This window comes from Alteromonas sp. ABV4_515, from assembly GCF_056160345.1.
Map to the genome: position 1 here is coordinate 137,397 of NZ_JBSWWZ010000002.1, position 15,259 is coordinate 152,655.

The window sequence follows — 15,259 nt, forward strand, 5'->3', positions numbered from 1 at the left end:
CCCGTTTTATTCTAGCCTAAGGCTGAGCTATCTGACTTCTCTGCGGGCCTTGCTAGGTTTTAAACGGCAGGTTCGAAAAAATCGCTAATGAAAGAAAATACCTTCATGGCAACCTCTTTGTCAGGTATTTACCTGTGACAGTAACTTATTAATTACGGTGTAGTGTTTGCGAATTTTCTCGCCGTACACGGCTTTCTGTCCAGACCCGTTGTACATGCTGGCAAAGTCGGTGAAATCTTCGTTTCGCAGATAATTCAGCATCGATGAAGAGAAATAATCGAAGAGTCCCCGTATCTGAAATTGTTCGTGGGAAGAAAAAGCGTTAAACATTTCGACGACAGTCTGATAACCGGTACGTTCGAAGTTGAAACCCATGATTTGAGGTGCGCCCATACTAATAGATAACATGGCGGCTTCTTTATTGAGGATGCAGGCGAATTCGAACACCTCCCACTCGGCAATCTGATTGCCATGAAATGTGCGCCAGGTTTCTGTGGGCCCTTTTCGCCACTCGTGACCCAGCCATACCCTGTCATCCCGGTATCGAAAGTGCTGACGAAACTGCTCAGGGTTATACTTCCCCCAGTACCGCCAGAACTTGTGATTCTCGAATCGAATAATCATTCTGTTACTGTTATTCTGCTCAAATCCCTTACCTGAACTTTCCACACAGAGAACCGCTACGGCGGCACCTGTACTGATATTTTTCTGTTCGCATAGCTCTAGGAGCAAAGCCCCAAAGCGATTCCATGTGCTGGCCACCGCACGGGAGGTACCGTCACCCGTAATGGGTAAAATCACCGGCGGTTTCATGAATGCCTGAGGGGCATTGTCGCTCCTTTTGAGGACGATGTCGGGCGTGACGTCATCGCGGTCTGTAAGAGGAATTGTGGGAATGCTATCGCTAACTGATCGATCATCCCGTGTAATATATTCACTGGCAACATAGCCCCGGTTACCGTTGAATCGAATCTGGCTCCATCCCTGAAGGGGGCGTTCAACCCAGATGCGACTGCCGTTAGCCAACTGACCAAGCCGGTTTGCCGTCGCCATTGGCCCCGCTCGAACGTTTAGCAGTGTTGCGCTCACGCAGGCATAGTATCCAGAGGCAGAATAGGTGAGATCAACATAGGGGGCGGCAACATACGCGGTTTGGTGGTTAAATTCGATTTCCAGCCAGCCATCAAGTATTGCCAGTGTTTTAACCGAGGCTCCCTGATGCAGTGTAGCCAGACGTGGGGCACTGAGTGACGGCGCGGCACGTACATTGAGCCTCGGTGTATTCACAGTGCCGGAAACTCGCGAGATGTCATTAACCGGTTTCAGGTGGCTTTCTGATGTGTAATACATGGTTAGTCCACAGTCCTTTATGCTTTTTCCGTAATAAAAAGCCGACTGCTTTCTGGCTGGTTAAAAATGTATCAGCTAAAAGTGTAAAATGCATCTGTTTAATTTTTGTTCAAAAAAAGGGCTGTGTTGTGGTATTACTAAAATTCGATGTTCTGAAAAGCGGAAAGCAGTTCGAGATGAACATTCAGCTTTAAACAATCTGATAGCCGCTGTCTGGTTTTAACCGCATCGATTCTCTAAGTTCAAGTCAATTTATTTGACGGAGATTTACTATGCCAAAGTACCGTCGTCCCGATGTCTACGTTGAAGAGATCACGAGCCAAGTCAAGCCTATTAAAGCGATTTCCACTTCTACAGTTGCTTTTGTTGGTGAAGCCTACCGAGGGCCCGAAAATATACCGACACGAATTCACTCGTGGCATGAGTATATCCGCTACTTTGGAGAATATTCCCGGTCTTCAGGCGTTAGCAGTGAGAAAGATGAAATGGCACTGGCGGTTTGGGCGTTTTATCAGAATGGCGGTAAAGCAGCCTATATTTGCCGAGTTATGGAAGATACGGCATTTCATAGTCCGCTGGCTGGAAGCGTCGTATTGCAAAACGGCAATACAGACGTACTGGAAGTCAAAGCTACAAGTAAAGGGGGCTGGAGCAATCTACTGCGAATCGCTGTTGCCCATGACGACGAGCTATTTGAGCTTCATCTCGGTATGGAGAGCTCCGGACATGATTTTATTCCACTTTCCAAAGAGATATTTCGCAAACTTAGTATGAACCCTGCGAAAGAAAATTTTGTGGAAAGGGTGGTTAATGAAAGCTCAGCGCTTGTTGAGGTGAGAGTACTTAATCGGGCGGCGCTCCCCCCAAATCAGGACACAATTGGTACATCAAGATTTTCGACGTTTTCGGCGTTAGCGAACGGAGCACAGAGTGTCCCGTCAGCCAAAGTTTACCGGTCGTTCTATGAACAAGTACTTCACAAATATAGTGATGTTTCTATTATTGTTTTACCGGGACAGCAATGGCCTGCGGATGGCACCCGGAATGAGATTATTGCCTCGACTATCGAGTATTGTGATACCAGGATGGCCAGCATGGTGATAATTGATCCGCCTGCGGACACAGAACTCAATACTCCGGACGAAGTACAGCGGTTAAATCTCCCGGAGTCGGATTATTCGGCTCTTTACTATCCTTGGGTTACTGTGGCTAACCCCTGCTATCATAGTGAGGAAAATCCAGCCGCCAGCAAGAAAGTGGTCATTCCCCCAGCAGCAGTTGCTTCAGCCATATGGGGAAAAGTGGATAGTAGCCAGGGAGTCTGGAAAGCGCCAGCTGGCGTAGAAACCACTCTTAGAGTAAGTGGATTACAGTACTTAGTTGGAAAACAGGCGCAAAGTGCACTCAATGCGAGGGGTATTAACTGCTTACGAGATCTATCAGGCTATGGGCCTGTTATTTGGGGAAGCCGCACGTTAGCCAGTAGTACTGAAATTGAGTGGCGATATCTTCCAGTGCGACGCACCGCAATATTTATTGAGCAGAGTATTTATTCAGGCACTCAATGGGCTGTATTTGAGCAAAACGATGTTCCACTGTGGCGTTCACTCCGCGAGTGTATCACTTCATTTATGGACGGATTGTTCAGGGCTGGAGCCTTTCAGGGAAGTTCGATTGATGATGTCTATTTTGTAGAGTGTGGGCTGGGTAAGACGATGACACAGACAGATGTAGACCGTGGATTAGTCATCATTCAGGTAGGTTTCGCACCATTCAAACCGGCCGAATTTTTGGTTCTGCGCATAAAATTAAAGCTGAAACGCCAATAGCAAAATCTCGTTGGTACCGGAAACTATCAGTCGAAATCCTGTCTGAAAGCGATGCCAAGTTTTAGTAAGATGAGGAGGCGTCAGCTCTGCACAGAAAAGTCTGAGATCACCTTTTCCTTTGGCAGTTCCGCTTTTACCCAGTCACAAAATGCAGCAATTCGTTTTTGTTTAGGATTGTTTCTTGAGTAAACAAGATGCGATTTCCACGTAATCGGATGGGGCAGGTTGAGGGGGATAACGAGTTCGCCGCTTCTCACGTATTCACCCACCATGATATCGGAAGCCAGCATCATACCGTGGCCTGCAAGTACTGCACTTAGTGCGAGATCGCTTGAGGTAACTTCGATTTTTTTCAGTTCATTAGCGGCTATCTCAACGTTTGCATGTTCAAACCAGCTTTCCCAATCTACTTTGTTTTCGTAGGCCAAGCTAAATAACCTTGCAGCTTTAAAATCGCTCGCAGATTTAAAGGCATATTTTTCATAAAACTTTACAGAACAGACTGGGTAAACTGCGTTTTCATCTATTTTTTCTACCACCAGTGATTCGTCTTTGAGCTGCGTACTTGAGGTACTGAAGCGGATTGCTACGTCAATTTGCGATTCGCGTAGATCTTCAATGCGATTCGAGCCCTGAACATTAATATTAATTCCCGGATATTCACTGAAAAATTCGAAGAGGTTAGGGACCAGCCAGAGTGCACAGAATGCCTGTGTGGAGCTTACAGTCAGCTCACCATCAAGGGGCGCTTCTTCAACCTGATTAAGCCCATGGATCAGTTCAGTAAATCCTCTCTGACAGGCGGAAAACAACGTCTTACCGGCTTCGGTAAGCACCATTTTCTTTGCCTGACGTGCAAAAAGCTTCACGTTCAGATTGCTTTCCAACTGCCGCATTTTCTGGCTTATCGCTGCCTGCGAAATAAAGAGTTCTTCGGCAGCTTTGCTGTAGCTCTGGTGGCGTGCCGCTACTTCAAAGCAAGCAAGATTGTTCAGCCAGCGTAATCGTTTATCCATAGGCTAGTAAAAGTATTCCAGTGATGTGAGTTTATTAATATAAGATCAGCTTATAATTTAGCTTAGGTTTTATCGTTGGTGATGTACAGCGATAAACGCAACACTGTGGTTAAAATCTACACGGAGAATGACCATGGTTAATGTAGTTGAAAGAGCTGAATGCGAGCCCGAGCCAACACAAGCTGAACTAAAGAATACTAAAGAAGAAAATGCAAGCTCGACAGAATCAAAACAAAGCAGGTTTTCATGCTGGTTACAGTTAATTGGCAATAAGCTGAACTTATCACAGTGGAGTTGCATGAAGTAACCGAGAGCAGACCAACTCTGGTCGACTTAATCAGCTAGTGTAGCGCGAATATCTGGCCTAACAGGCTAGCAAGCCGTATCATAGCTGCCTTATTCATTACCCAGAGTTCATCATGACAGATAAGCACGCAGATTCAGCCGATTTTATGGCACAGGTTAAGGAAACGCAGGAAGTATGGGCGTTGCAGGACAAGAGCAGCGAAGGCTGGGTAATTGTCGACTCAGTAAACTACGAAAACACTGACGTGATGCCGCTGTGGTCAAGCGCTGAACTGGCCCGTGAACATTGCACCGACGAATGGCAGGACTATGTGCCTAAAGCCATTTCGGTTTCAGACTGGCTGGAGTTTTGGATGGAAGATCTGGCAGAAGACAATGTAGTTATCGGTGTGGAATGGCGCGATGGTGGCGAGTACCTGGAAGTGGAACTTGCCGAGTTCAGTCAGATGGTGGCTGAGATAGAAAAACTATAAACGATGTATTAAACGCAGCTTCGGCTGCGTTTTTTCATTTTAGTCGTTCAGTCGGTCATGAAGTTCAGCTTGCGCTTAAACGCGCAGATGGTATGTCGTCTACTGAAAAACAACAGCTGACCCAGGCTTTATCACCCGAGTATCGTTCACGCCTGGTGTCGGCGGAGAAACTGGCCATAGGCTGGCTGGAAACCCGCAGTGACCTTGAAATGCAGATTTACCCGCAGTTGGCGGCTATTGGTCATCAACTCATTGCCACGGCGTTTTCAAACGAAGTCGTCACGCCGGGAAAAACCACCACTGACGACCTTGTGTGGTGGTTTCGCGATCAAAGTACCAAACTGGGGGTGAGTAATTGGTTCCATCCTTCAGTGTCTATTCAGCGGGCTGACAATGCCGAGTTTGACTAGATAGAAACGTTTAGTGAAGAAGGCAGTGAGTCTGTGATTCAGCCTGGCGACCTACTCCATGTAGATTTCGGCATTACTTATCTACGTCTTAATACCGATCAGCAGCAACATGCCTATGTGCTAAAGCCGGGTGAAACAAAAGCCCCAGAGGGATTACAAAAAGCGCTCGCCAATGCTAATCGTTTGCAAACGCTGCTTATCAACAACTTTAAGCAGGGTCGCTCAGGCAATGAAATTCTGAAACGCACCCGGCAGCAGGCAATCAGTGAGGGCATCAAACCTTCGGTATACACACATCCTCTTGGCTTTCATGGGCATGCAGCGGGCCCAACGATAGGAATGTGGGATGCGCAAGAAGGTTTGCCGGTAGTGGGAGATTATCCGTTATATCCCAACACGGCATTTTCGATTGAGCTGAATGCAGCTATTTTCGTACCTGAGTGGAATAAAGAAATTAGAATAATGCTGGAGGAAGACGCCTTTTTCGACGGTGATAAAGTGGAATATATCGACGGCAGACAAACCGATTTTCATTTAATTCGTTCGGAATAAAATAAGGTTAGCTTTCTACGTGATGCACAGCGGGCACTAAGGGCTAGGGCATGCAGTGCCGCGCCCTTTGCGATACGCGAAAACAAAATTCAAACTAATGGATGAGGTAAATTGAGGCAGTGCTAGGCTAGTTTTTTGCTTTCTTGTGCTAGCTGTATTTTACGTTTATTCTTCTTCGGCGTATTCGAAAAATAAGTAAACTAATGCCGTGATTAAAAATAAAATCAAAGGCTTACAACAGGGATTAGCATGTTTAAGAAAATTGGAATTATTGTTTTTGTATTATTGTCTTTTAACCTCGCTGGCTGTGCGGGTTTGGGGAATATGAAAGAGGTGGCGTTTCAGAACAAGCCGGAAGAAGATAAAGCAACGGTAAATTTTGTTCGTCGTTCGGTCTTCATGGGCGATGGCGCGAAAAGTGAAGTGTGGGACGGTGAAAGCTTTGTCGGCACCTTAGGTGCTGGTGAGTTACTTCAATATCAAGTCGAGCCTGGCGAGCACCTTTTCATGGTGGAGCTACAGAATATGTGGGCAGTTGCTCAAGGAAATATTGAAGCGGGCAAAACCTATTATCTCAAATTAAATCTGACAGGCTGGAGTATTATTCTGGGGGCTGCTGATGCATTGGATGACAGAATTGCTGAGTGGAAGACCATGACCACTATTGCAAAAGACGAGTCGAAGCCTAAGCCTGTACCCGAAAAATACATTGTCGAGGCAAGAAAGGTGATTAAACGGGTTGAAGATGGTAACGCGAATGTTACCCGTATAACCGAAGAGCACGCACTATAATAAGTGTATGCCTAAGCGCGTTTAGCCTGTCGCAAGGCTGGCTGAACGAGCGCATACAAGCCTCCTGCCACTCATCGAAACTTTTATCTTCGCTATCTTTAGCATTGCGTCTCGCACAGACATCAATATTCACAGGGAGTGATTGTGAAATACTTTTTGATACTATTTGTCTTGGTGGTAATGACTGCCTGCACCAGCCAAACGACTACGCATACTGCCGCCGAAACCCAGTCTGGGGCTGAATTGGAGGCGCTGAAATCTACCCGCAATCAGTATCTACCCATTGGCCAATGGGAAGGGATAAAACGCGAATTTGGCGAGTTTCATGTTCTGACAATTAATGAAAATAAAGCCCATAGCTTCACGTCATACAAAATTGCTTCGGCAATGGAAACCCAGGAATCCATATCGTTCTCTGACAAGGATGTTTCGTGCGACGAATTCGGCTGTACAATTCGTACCGATTCTGCCAGAGAGAAACTGCCTTTAAAAATAACGTTGGTCCCGTCCACTACCGGTTTCTTCGTAACCGAATCAATAAAAGTTGAAACCGGCACGTTGCTGGCTTCGGCCTATAAACTGGAAAAACTGAACGCAATTCCCACACCTCAACAGTTTATTGCAGCAGAATCCGGCGCGTTAGAGCAAACTATTTCAGAACACAAAACGGATCGGTTTGGGTTTTGGATGGGTATTCTCGAGACTGCCAACGAAGAAAAGCTGAAGTTGGTCACACTGAATTATCAGCCTGATCAAAATGCCGTGCTCACCGTGTATTCTACCGGCAATTCTCATAAAGCAATCATGTACTTTAAACCTGAATGGCTAACGCAAAACAACGGTGAACTTTCCACGAAGCTCGAAGGCAGCTTGTTTGCTTCTAAAATCACCATTCGTTATCCAGTTCGAGATGTCATTGAAGGCGATTTCGAACAACGTTTCGAGCGGTATCCTGAACGTTTAATCGCCCATGGCAACTTCAAACTTTACAGGGTGAAACCCGCTGAAGATCGAAAGTTGCCAGAATGGCTGAAGAAGGCGCTGGAAAATAGTGAGTAGAGGCAGGCCATCAACGCTACATTCGCCCAATATTAGGCACGTTTCCACGGGGCTGACACTGCCTTTTCGGAACATCAGCAATCTATAATTTGTTTTGCTGAATTTGCTTATGCGCATAGTCCACGGCTCGCGCGGTTAATGCCATGTAGGTGATACTTGGATTTTGTGTACCTGAACTGGTCATGCAAGCACCATCGGTTACAAATACATTTGAAACATCATGCATTTGATTCCATTTATTTAACACGCTGGTTTTTGGATCTCGTCCCATTCGCGCAGTCCCCATTTCATGAATACATGCACCCGGAGCAGTTAAACTATTGTAACTCGTAATATCCACACAGCCGGCGGCTTCCAGCATTTCAATCGCGCATTTAACCCCATGCTCACGCAATTTCATTTCGTTATCACGTAATTTGGCATCAAAGGTGACCATTGGTAAACCATGTTTATCCCGCTGGTTGAAGTTCAGATACATTCGATTCTCATGATATGGCAACATTTCGCCAAAACAGGTCATGCCAATACGATAAGGTCCGGGTTTAAAGACTTCTGCTTTTAATTCTTCGCCAACTAAACCGTGCGGATTATTCTGCACGCGCATAGCACCACCCTGATAACCAAAACCACGAATATATTCTTTCTGTTTGCTTTGCTCATCAATATTAGTAAATCGAGGAATATAAAAACCTGTAGGCTTGCGCCCCTGGTAATAATCATCTTCATGACCCGGTAGTGTGCCAGATGCACCCATACCATAGTGATGATCCATTAAGTTGTGACCTAGCTCTCCACTTGAATTCCCCAAACCATTAGGGAAAGTATCCGAACGACTATTAAGCAAAATAGCGGTTGTGGCTACCGTACTGGCATTGCAGAAAATGACGCGTGCATTGAACACAATAACTTCACCACTTTCAGCATCTTTAACTTTTACCCCACTGGCTTTTTTCGTTTTGGCATCATACACAACTTCCATAACGATACTGTTTGCCCGCACGGTTAGATTGCCGGTTTCGGCGGCGACAGGCAGCGTAGAGGATAAACTACTGAAATAGCCACCGAAAGGGCATCCACGCCAACAACGGTTGCGGCTCTGGCATTGTCCTCTGGGGCCTTTATGCACTTCAGGGTTGTATTCGGTCAGATGAGCGACACGGCCTGGCGTCACAACTCTTTCGGGATAGCGTTTTGCTACCGCTTCACGCATCTTTTGCTCAACGCAATTAAGTTGGAAAGGTTTTAAAAATATACCGTCAGGTATTTGTTTAAGTCCTTCCTCCTGACCAGCTACGCCAACAAATGTCTCTACGTAGTCATACCAGGGAGCGATATCCGCATAACGAATTGGCCAGTCTACGGCCACACCTTCATTAAGGTTGGCGCTAAAATCAATATCACTCCAGCGATAACATTGTCGTCCCCACATGATGGAACGACCGCCAACATGGTAACCTCTAATCCAGTCAAAACGTTGATCTTCGTTATAGGGATTTTCGTCGTCTTTGTTTATCCAGTGCTTATTGTCTTCATTAACCCACCAATTCAGCCTGTCCTGTTTTTGGTAATGTTGCTGTTTTTCTTCGAGAGAGACTTTATTGAGATTAGGCAAATCCCAGGTATCCATATGAGCTGTAGGATACTGCCCATGTTGAACCATGCGCCCACGTTCAAGTACCAGTGTCTTATAACCTTTATTGCATAATTCCATGGCAGCAAATCCACCACTGATACCAGAACCAATGACAATCGCATCAAAGTTTTTATTATTTTTCATTTTCATATTGCCCATGCCTTGCCGCCTAATGTCGCTAACGACACACACGGCTTATATTCACCAGGAATTGGCAAATAATTTAAATAGTGTTCTGCAATCTGTTCCGAGAGCAGGTAATAAGCCACTGTTTGCTGCTTGATATCTGTATATGCCCAATAAGCTTCACTTTGCTTCTCACCTAGCTCTAACTGACGTAAAACATTACCTCTCTGGTCTGGTGATAGTCGTGAGAAGTTATTTGATTCAAGGAATTGGCGCAGAGCTTTGTATTGCCCATTAAACTTATGTTGATACTCAGGTTCGAAAACAACGGAAAACATATGATCAATCATCTTGTTAGCCCCAACATCTGAAGCCGACGGGCTATCGGTTTTAGGTAGGATCGTATCCATTATTTGTGTTAACAGCTGGAAATCATCAGCGGCAAAAAACGTCAGGTTGGGTGAGGCAGAAGCGTTATCTGAAAGTCTACTTAAATCAGATAACATCGTTGCAGTCACTGGAGCACACAGTGCTGTGCCAGTGAGCATTGCTGCATATTTTAAAATTTGTCTTCTATCCATGGTGGTTACCTTGTAGAACTGCCATTGTAAGGAACAGTTTTGTTACAAAACAATAACAAAGTTACCACGATTTTTTCAGACTGGAATGCTTAACGATAAATCGTAATAAGGTTACTGAAAATAGAAACATTTTATCTTCGGAACGATGAATCTGGGATTGAACGTTAACCGGACTTGATTATTAACAATCCGTTTGGCTCCTACAGATTTGGATTGACTAGCATTAAAAGTTGCATGTGAATATGAGAATGGTACCAGTGGGCGGGCTTGATTGGACCAACACTTGGCCGCCACGCCCGAAGGCAACGGATTTAAAAAGCCCCTTCGCAAGTTCTTTACGCGAAGTAATGATTACCTTTATTTCCTCACATCGCTTTTGAAGCGTTCGGCGTTTTCACGTTCTTGCTTGTAGAGGCGAGAACAATTGGCTTATTCTATCTCATCCTGGCAATGACAAATGGCTTTCACATTTCTGCGATGTATTTCAGCCCGCAGCAAAATAGTTTATTCTGCTGAATTCGGAGTATCTTTTTGCTAGCAAGCAATTCGAAGATGACTTCCATTATTTAAATTTTCAGTAAATTAAAACGTAAACCGAGATAACTAGACTATGTCGCAGTCTTCTGCATCAGCGATATCAGTGGTACAAGCCATTGACTCCGTCCCTCACATTCTCAAGCTTGTTGCGGAAAGCACAGAAGTCGGCTTTGTGTGTGTCGCACACGTGACAGAAAACAGCTGGACAGCTTGCGCTGTCTACGACCTGATAGATTTCAACATGGAAATCGGCGACCATCTGGAAATCACGGAGACGCTTTGTGAGCGTGTGCGTGCAAAGCACCGTAAAGTTGTTATTGAGCACGCGACCAATGATCCAGTCTATCGCGATCACTCTGTTCCTAAGCAATATGGCTTTCAGAGTTACTTTTCGTATCCGCTTTACAACGCCGATGGTACTTTCTTTGGTACGTTGTGTGGGCTGGACAAGAAGCCGCTGACACTTAAAACTGACAAACTTAACAGCATGATTGACTCATTTGCATCCCTGCTGAGTCGTCAAATTGCTGATGCGGCAACCCGTGTGGCGACTGAAAGAGAACTGCGCAGCCAGCGTGAAGCGGTTACTCTGCGAGAGCAGAATATTGCGATTCTCGGTCACGATATACGTACACCTTTATCATCGATTTCTATGGGACTCGATGTCATCGAACATCATGTCCGTGAACCTCAGATAGCTAAAATTCTGAAGATTATGCGGGCGAGCACGCTACGTATCAGCAGACTTATAAGTGATGTTATGGATTTTGCCCACACCCGGGTAGGGCCAGGCGTTAAGATATCTCTATCAGAATCTGACAACTTAGGCAGCAGGCTGGCACATATTATATCTGAGCTTCAAAATGGTTATCCGGCGGCCGAAATAGACAGCGAAATAGACATCCGCGAAAAGGTGTACTGTGACGACGAACGTCTTAGTCAGCTGTTTTCCAATCTACTGATAAACGCACTGGTTCACGGAGATTCGAGCCAGCCGGTGAAAACTGAAGCCAGTGTGGAGGATTCCATTCTAAAGATTGAAGTGACTAACCATGGCCCGACCATCACAAAAGACGCGCTGGCAAATCTGTTTAAACCATTCTGGCGTTTAGATCAGGAAAAAACCGGCGAGGGGTTAGGTTTAGGACTGTTCATTGCTTCTGAAATCAGCAAGGCACACGACGCTGATCTCAGTGTTAAATCGACGGAAGGTGTTACCTGTTTCACATTAACCATGCCTGTAAGACCAGCGAGCTAGAATAAGATAAGCTATGCCGATATGCTGGAAGCCACACGCAGAACGCGTCTGTAAGCGCCATACGGATGGTTATCCAGTTGCAGATACAAAAAGCGATATATTGTGATTAGATGTAAAGCATATTTGTTGGCTGCCAGATATCAGGTGCACGGTGTGAAACAACAATCAGGGTACTCGCCTTCTCACAAATCACAGTAGCTACATGCTTCTCGGTAGCCTCATCCAGCGCAGAAGTTGCTTCGTCAAGTATCAGAACCGGCGCATCTTTAAGTAAAGCCCTTGCTAATGCGATTCTTTGTTTTTCTCCTCCGGAAAGTGTCTCTCCCATATTACCTATTTGCTGATGAATACCTGTAGGAGAGCGGTCAATTACATCTCCGAGTAACATCAGGCGCGCGAGTTGCTCAATGGTGGCATCATCAGCATCCGGTTTACCAAGCCGGATGTTGTCGGCTATGGTTCCGGAAAATATGGATGGATTTTGAGGAGCATAAGCAAAATACTCGCTAAGTCTGTCCCGTTCTACTAATGGTAAAGGCACATTGCCCAATAAAATATTGCCTCGTTCCGGGTCTTCAAATCGCATTATGTTGTTAAGTAATGTGGTTTTGCCCGACCCGCTGTTTCCTGATATCAGCCAGCATTCACCTGGATTTATCGTCGCGTTGATACTATGTTTGTGAGAATTAAGATGTAGGTCTTCTATAATCAGAATACTGTTATCCGGAATTTTGCTGTTCAGAGGGGGCGGCTCTTCTATTGTCGGAGCGCGGTCGAGAAGACGGAATTGTGCCATGGCTGCACGCTGATCATTCATGCTGAGTACCGCCAAAGCCAGGCTATCCAGAGGAGCTGTGGCTCGCAAGCTTAAAATAAGTAGCGCTAAGGTAGCTTCTGCAGAGGCATGGGACATAAAGCAATAAACTAATGTACCCGCTACGGGCAAACATGCTCCAACAGTAGCTGTGAAGGTCGATAGGGCAGCGTTGCGGCTAATTTTTCTTAATAGGTTGTCTTGTGTCGCCCAGCTCTTTGAAATGCGGGAGGTTGCACTCTGATAACCTCCGGCTGTGCGCAAAAGCTCGAGATGCCCGATAAGCTCTAATGCTGATTGGTTGACTTGCTGATTCATTTCGTTCCGTTGAGTGTCAGCATGTTTAAGTTTCCTTTGTGATAACCCAAGCATCAAAAATGCGACGGCAAGCAGACCTGATAAAACTAGCATCATTGCAACATTAACTAAGAGACCAACACTAATTACAATCACCATGCTAATTACCGGCCCGTGAATAAATATCTGGAGCTGATGTGCCGGTAAGCTCATAAATCCGGGGATATTGCGGCAAACAATGCTATTGAGAAGGGCTTTTTTATCCGAAGTAAACCACGTAAGTTTCTTGAGGCGTAGTCTTTCTCCAACCAGCGAGTACAATGTGCCGGCCAACCCGGCACCGGCCCTGAAGCCGGATCGCGATGCTAGGACAATACTTAAAATCGCCAGAGTAGCACAAGCCAGTATCCTTTCCGGCGTTTGTTGGTGCATAATCGCCATCGCCAGCAAAAGGTAGGTCATCGCCTCTAAAATTGCAGCCGTTGCCCAGGCCGCTGCTGAAGGTATGAGAAGACGGGTCACCGCTGTTTTCAAACTTAGCGTTTTCATCAGCCAGCTCCTTCCAGGTAATAATCATTCATTGGTAGCTTTACATCGCCTTGAGACGCCATGTCATTATCATGTGTGACGATCACGATGATTTGGTTTTTGTCTGTGGCTTCTTGTTTTAGCTCAGCAAAAATAGCCATCGCTGTGCTTCGGTCCAGCGCTGACGTAGGCTCATCGAGTAAAACGATTCGGTGTTCGGACAGAAAACAGCGGGCAATATTGACGCGCTGCGCTTCTCCACCGGACAGTGACTGGGCAGAAGTATTCAGTGACTTGTTAAGCCGGGCGCGTTGCAAAGCACGGCGCATCGTCTCTTCATCTGCACCTGGAGCGGTGAGCGCCAGGTTATCTGCAATGGTGCCGGGCAGCACGTCTCTGCTTTGTGGTATCAACAGAATGGATTGTTGCCGGGATAGCGGATTGAGGTGCTCAACATGTCTTCCTGCAATCACTATTTCGCCGCTCTTCAGTGTTTCGAAGCCGGTAATCAATCGTAGTAAAGTTGACTTTCCCGAGCCGCTTGTGCCGGTGATGACACCTACCTGTCCTGCAGAGAAGGTGATATTCAGAGGTCTGGGGCGACAAGCGTCACCGACAGCGGGAATCACATCTGATATCGCTAGTACCAGAGGCTCTGTATCTTCTAACGTCTCATCACCATCTATTAGTTCAGGCTCTTTTAAACAGTTATTGATTCTCTTTAAGGCATTTTTGCCACTTGTCACGTAGTCAAGGCCATGCCCTAATTTTAGTGCAGGCGTAACCAGAGCCAGACTGAATAGCAGAGCAATAGCTAATACCTCAACGGGCCAATCGTACCCAATGCTATAGACAATTGCATAAGTCCCCACTGCTTGAAGTAGTGCCGTTGCGATAGCAACCACGGTCGCCACGCTGCCAACCCGTTTCGCGATACTTTCAGTAAAACGCGAGGCAGCGCTTTTATACCGGTATAACGCACCGCCCCTCTCATTGTAAATGCGGAAAACGGCAGCTCCCTGACTGTAGTCCTGAATAGCCGCAGACATATTTTCCAGCTCCCCCATCATTAACTCACCATTTCTGGCAGCAAGCTTTGGCACAACAATCAGATAAACCAAGGTCGCCAAAAGCCCAGGAATAAGGGTGAGCAGGGTGACCACTCCGGCGGTTTTAAGAAGAATCACGACAGAGATGACGGGGATCACCAGAAAGGTGACGAGTTCTGAAGGTAGGTGCGCCATCATATGATGCAACGCTTCTATATCTTCAACGAGCAATTGCTTTAATTTTTCACGTTTATATTCCGCCAGCTTACTCGCGGGTAGTCTCACCAGATGGTTAGCTACAATCCCTCTTATTTTACCGGAAAAAGTTGTTTCCATCACATGACTTAGCCACGAGGCGAAAGCGGAAAGTAAGGCCGCTGCGGCCCAGAACAGCGTCATTAAACCTACCCACTTTATATCCGGAACCGCAATAAGTTTTACGGCGAACCACAAAGCAGCAAGATTCGCGAGCCCGGCCGAAGTGGACAACACAACTGAGACGAACAGTGCCGGAAGAGCAGCATAAAGTGCCGCTTTTAATGACGGGTTAATTGATGTAGATGAAAGCATTAGCAGGTCCTGCCCGAACGAAGAATCTGAAAACTTAATCTTTGCCAATAATGCCAAGATTCAAGTAAATAACTGAAAA

The 15,259-nt window shown here is 46.0% G+C and carries 11 protein-coding genes and 1 pseudogene; 6 read left to right on the forward strand and 6 right to left on the reverse strand.

Going from position 1 to position 15,259, the window contains the following annotated elements; translation table 11 throughout:
• Positions 1-120: 120 nt before the first annotated feature.
• Positions 121-1,350 carry an N-acetylmuramidase domain-containing protein gene (locus ACXAGX_RS04965; protein ID WP_474836967.1) on the reverse strand — a complete coding sequence of 410 codons (1,230 nt, stop codon included), beginning with the start codon at positions 1,348-1,350 and terminating at the stop codon, positions 121-123.
• Positions 1,351-1,622: 272 nt separating this feature from the next.
• On the opposite strand from ACXAGX_RS04965, the gene ACXAGX_RS04970 reads away from it, so the two are divergent.
• A complete protein-coding gene (locus ACXAGX_RS04970; protein ID WP_474836969.1) occupies positions 1,623-3,179 on the forward strand; it encodes a phage tail sheath family protein in 1,557 nt (518 codons plus the stop codon).
• An 80-nt stretch (positions 3,180-3,259) separates the two neighbouring features.
• Here the strand turns inward: ACXAGX_RS04970 and ACXAGX_RS04975 are convergent, their stop codons facing one another.
• Positions 3,260-4,195 carry a LysR substrate-binding domain-containing protein gene (locus ACXAGX_RS04975; RefSeq protein ID WP_474836971.1) on the reverse strand — a complete coding sequence of 312 codons (936 nt, stop codon included), beginning with the start codon at positions 4,193-4,195 and terminating at the stop codon, positions 3,260-3,262.
• Between the two features lie 419 nt (positions 4,196-4,614).
• Here ACXAGX_RS04975 and ACXAGX_RS04980 point away from each other — a divergent pair, with 419 nt between their 5' ends.
• The 4 genes and pseudogenes from ACXAGX_RS04980 to ACXAGX_RS04995 all read left to right on the forward strand — a co-directional run bounded on the left by ACXAGX_RS04980 (position 4,615) and on the right by ACXAGX_RS04995 (position 7,787).
• The gene (locus ACXAGX_RS04980; protein WP_474836973.1) at positions 4,615-4,974 is read left to right on the forward strand and encodes a DUF2750 domain-containing protein; all 360 of its coding nucleotides are present in this window, start codon (positions 4,615-4,617) and stop codon (positions 4,972-4,974) included.
• Positions 4,975-5,057: 83 nt separating this feature from the next.
• Positions 5,058-5,936, forward strand: a pseudogene (locus ACXAGX_RS04985) (M24 family metallopeptidase); the annotation flags it as partial.
• A gap of 249 nt (positions 5,937-6,185) precedes the next feature.
• Positions 6,186-6,728, forward strand: a complete 543-nt coding sequence (locus tag ACXAGX_RS04990; RefSeq protein ID WP_070123995.1) for a hypothetical protein — start codon at positions 6,186-6,188, stop codon at positions 6,726-6,728.
• 144 nt (positions 6,729-6,872) lie between these two features.
• Positions 6,873-7,787 (forward strand): hypothetical protein, encoded by a 915-nt coding sequence (locus ACXAGX_RS04995; protein WP_474836975.1) that lies wholly within the window; start codon positions 6,873-6,875, stop codon positions 7,785-7,787.
• 82 nt (positions 7,788-7,869) lie between these two features.
• Here ACXAGX_RS04995 and ACXAGX_RS05000 read toward each other — a convergent pair whose 3' ends face one another.
• Positions 7,870-9,579, reverse strand: coding sequence for a GMC oxidoreductase (locus ACXAGX_RS05000; protein ID WP_474836977.1), 1,710 nt, complete (start codon positions 9,577-9,579; stop codon positions 7,870-7,872).
• A complete protein-coding gene (locus ACXAGX_RS05005; RefSeq protein WP_474836979.1) occupies positions 9,567-10,127 on the reverse strand; it encodes a gluconate 2-dehydrogenase subunit 3 family protein in 561 nt (186 codons plus the stop codon). Before ACXAGX_RS05005 ends, ACXAGX_RS05000 begins: the two co-directional genes overlap by 13 nt.
• Before the next feature lie 610 nt (positions 10,128-10,737).
• Here ACXAGX_RS05005 and ACXAGX_RS05010 point away from each other — a divergent pair.
• Positions 10,738-11,922 (forward strand): GAF domain-containing sensor histidine kinase, encoded by a 1,185-nt coding sequence (locus ACXAGX_RS05010; RefSeq protein WP_474836981.1) that lies wholly within the window; start codon positions 10,738-10,740, stop codon positions 11,920-11,922.
• Positions 11,923-12,028: 106 nt separating this feature from the next.
• Here ACXAGX_RS05010 and ACXAGX_RS05015 read toward each other — a convergent pair whose 3' ends face one another.
• Both ACXAGX_RS05015 and ACXAGX_RS05020 read right to left on the reverse strand, forming a co-directional pair.
• Entirely contained in the window at positions 12,029-13,582 is a 1,554-nt protein-coding gene (locus ACXAGX_RS05015; protein WP_474836983.1) for an ATP-binding cassette domain-containing protein, read from the reverse strand.
• Entirely contained in the window at positions 13,582-15,180 is a 1,599-nt protein-coding gene (locus ACXAGX_RS05020; protein WP_474836984.1) for an ATP-binding cassette domain-containing protein, read from the reverse strand. Before ACXAGX_RS05020 ends, ACXAGX_RS05015 begins: the two co-directional genes overlap by 1 nt.
• Between the last annotated feature and the right edge of the window lie 79 nt (positions 15,181-15,259).

Bases quoted from the DNA above. Each gene is read 5' to 3' on its own strand.
- ACXAGX_RS04980 (WP_474836973.1), top strand. From the start codon at position 4,615: ATGACAGATAAGCACGCAGATTCAGCCGATTTTATGGCACAGGTTAAG.
- ACXAGX_RS04970 (WP_474836969.1), top strand. From the start codon at position 1,623: ATGCCAAAGTACCGTCGTCCCGATGTCTACGTTGAAGAGATCACGAGC.
- ACXAGX_RS05000 (WP_474836977.1), bottom strand. From the start codon at position 9,579: ATGGGCAATATGAAAATGAAAAATAATAAAAACTTTGATGCGATTGTC.
- ACXAGX_RS05005 (WP_474836979.1), bottom strand. From the start codon at position 10,127: ATGGATAGAAGACAAATTTTAAAATATGCAGCAATGCTCACTGGCACA.
- ACXAGX_RS04975 (WP_474836971.1), bottom strand. From the start codon at position 4,195: ATGGATAAACGATTACGCTGGCTGAACAATCTTGCTTGCTTTGAAGTA.
- ACXAGX_RS05010 (WP_474836981.1), top strand. From the start codon at position 10,738: ATGTCGCAGTCTTCTGCATCAGCGATATCAGTGGTACAAGCCATTGAC.
- ACXAGX_RS05015 (WP_474836983.1), bottom strand. From the start codon at position 13,582: ATGAAAACGCTAAGTTTGAAAACAGCGGTGACCCGTCTTCTCATACCT.
- ACXAGX_RS05020 (WP_474836984.1), bottom strand. From the start codon at position 15,180: ATGCTTTCATCTACATCAATTAACCCGTCATTAAAAGCGGCACTTTAT.
- ACXAGX_RS04990 (WP_070123995.1), top strand. From the start codon at position 6,186: ATGTTTAAGAAAATTGGAATTATTGTTTTTGTATTATTGTCTTTTAAC.
- ACXAGX_RS04965 (WP_474836967.1), bottom strand. From the start codon at position 1,350: ATGTATTACACATCAGAAAGCCACCTGAAACCGGTTAATGACATCTCG.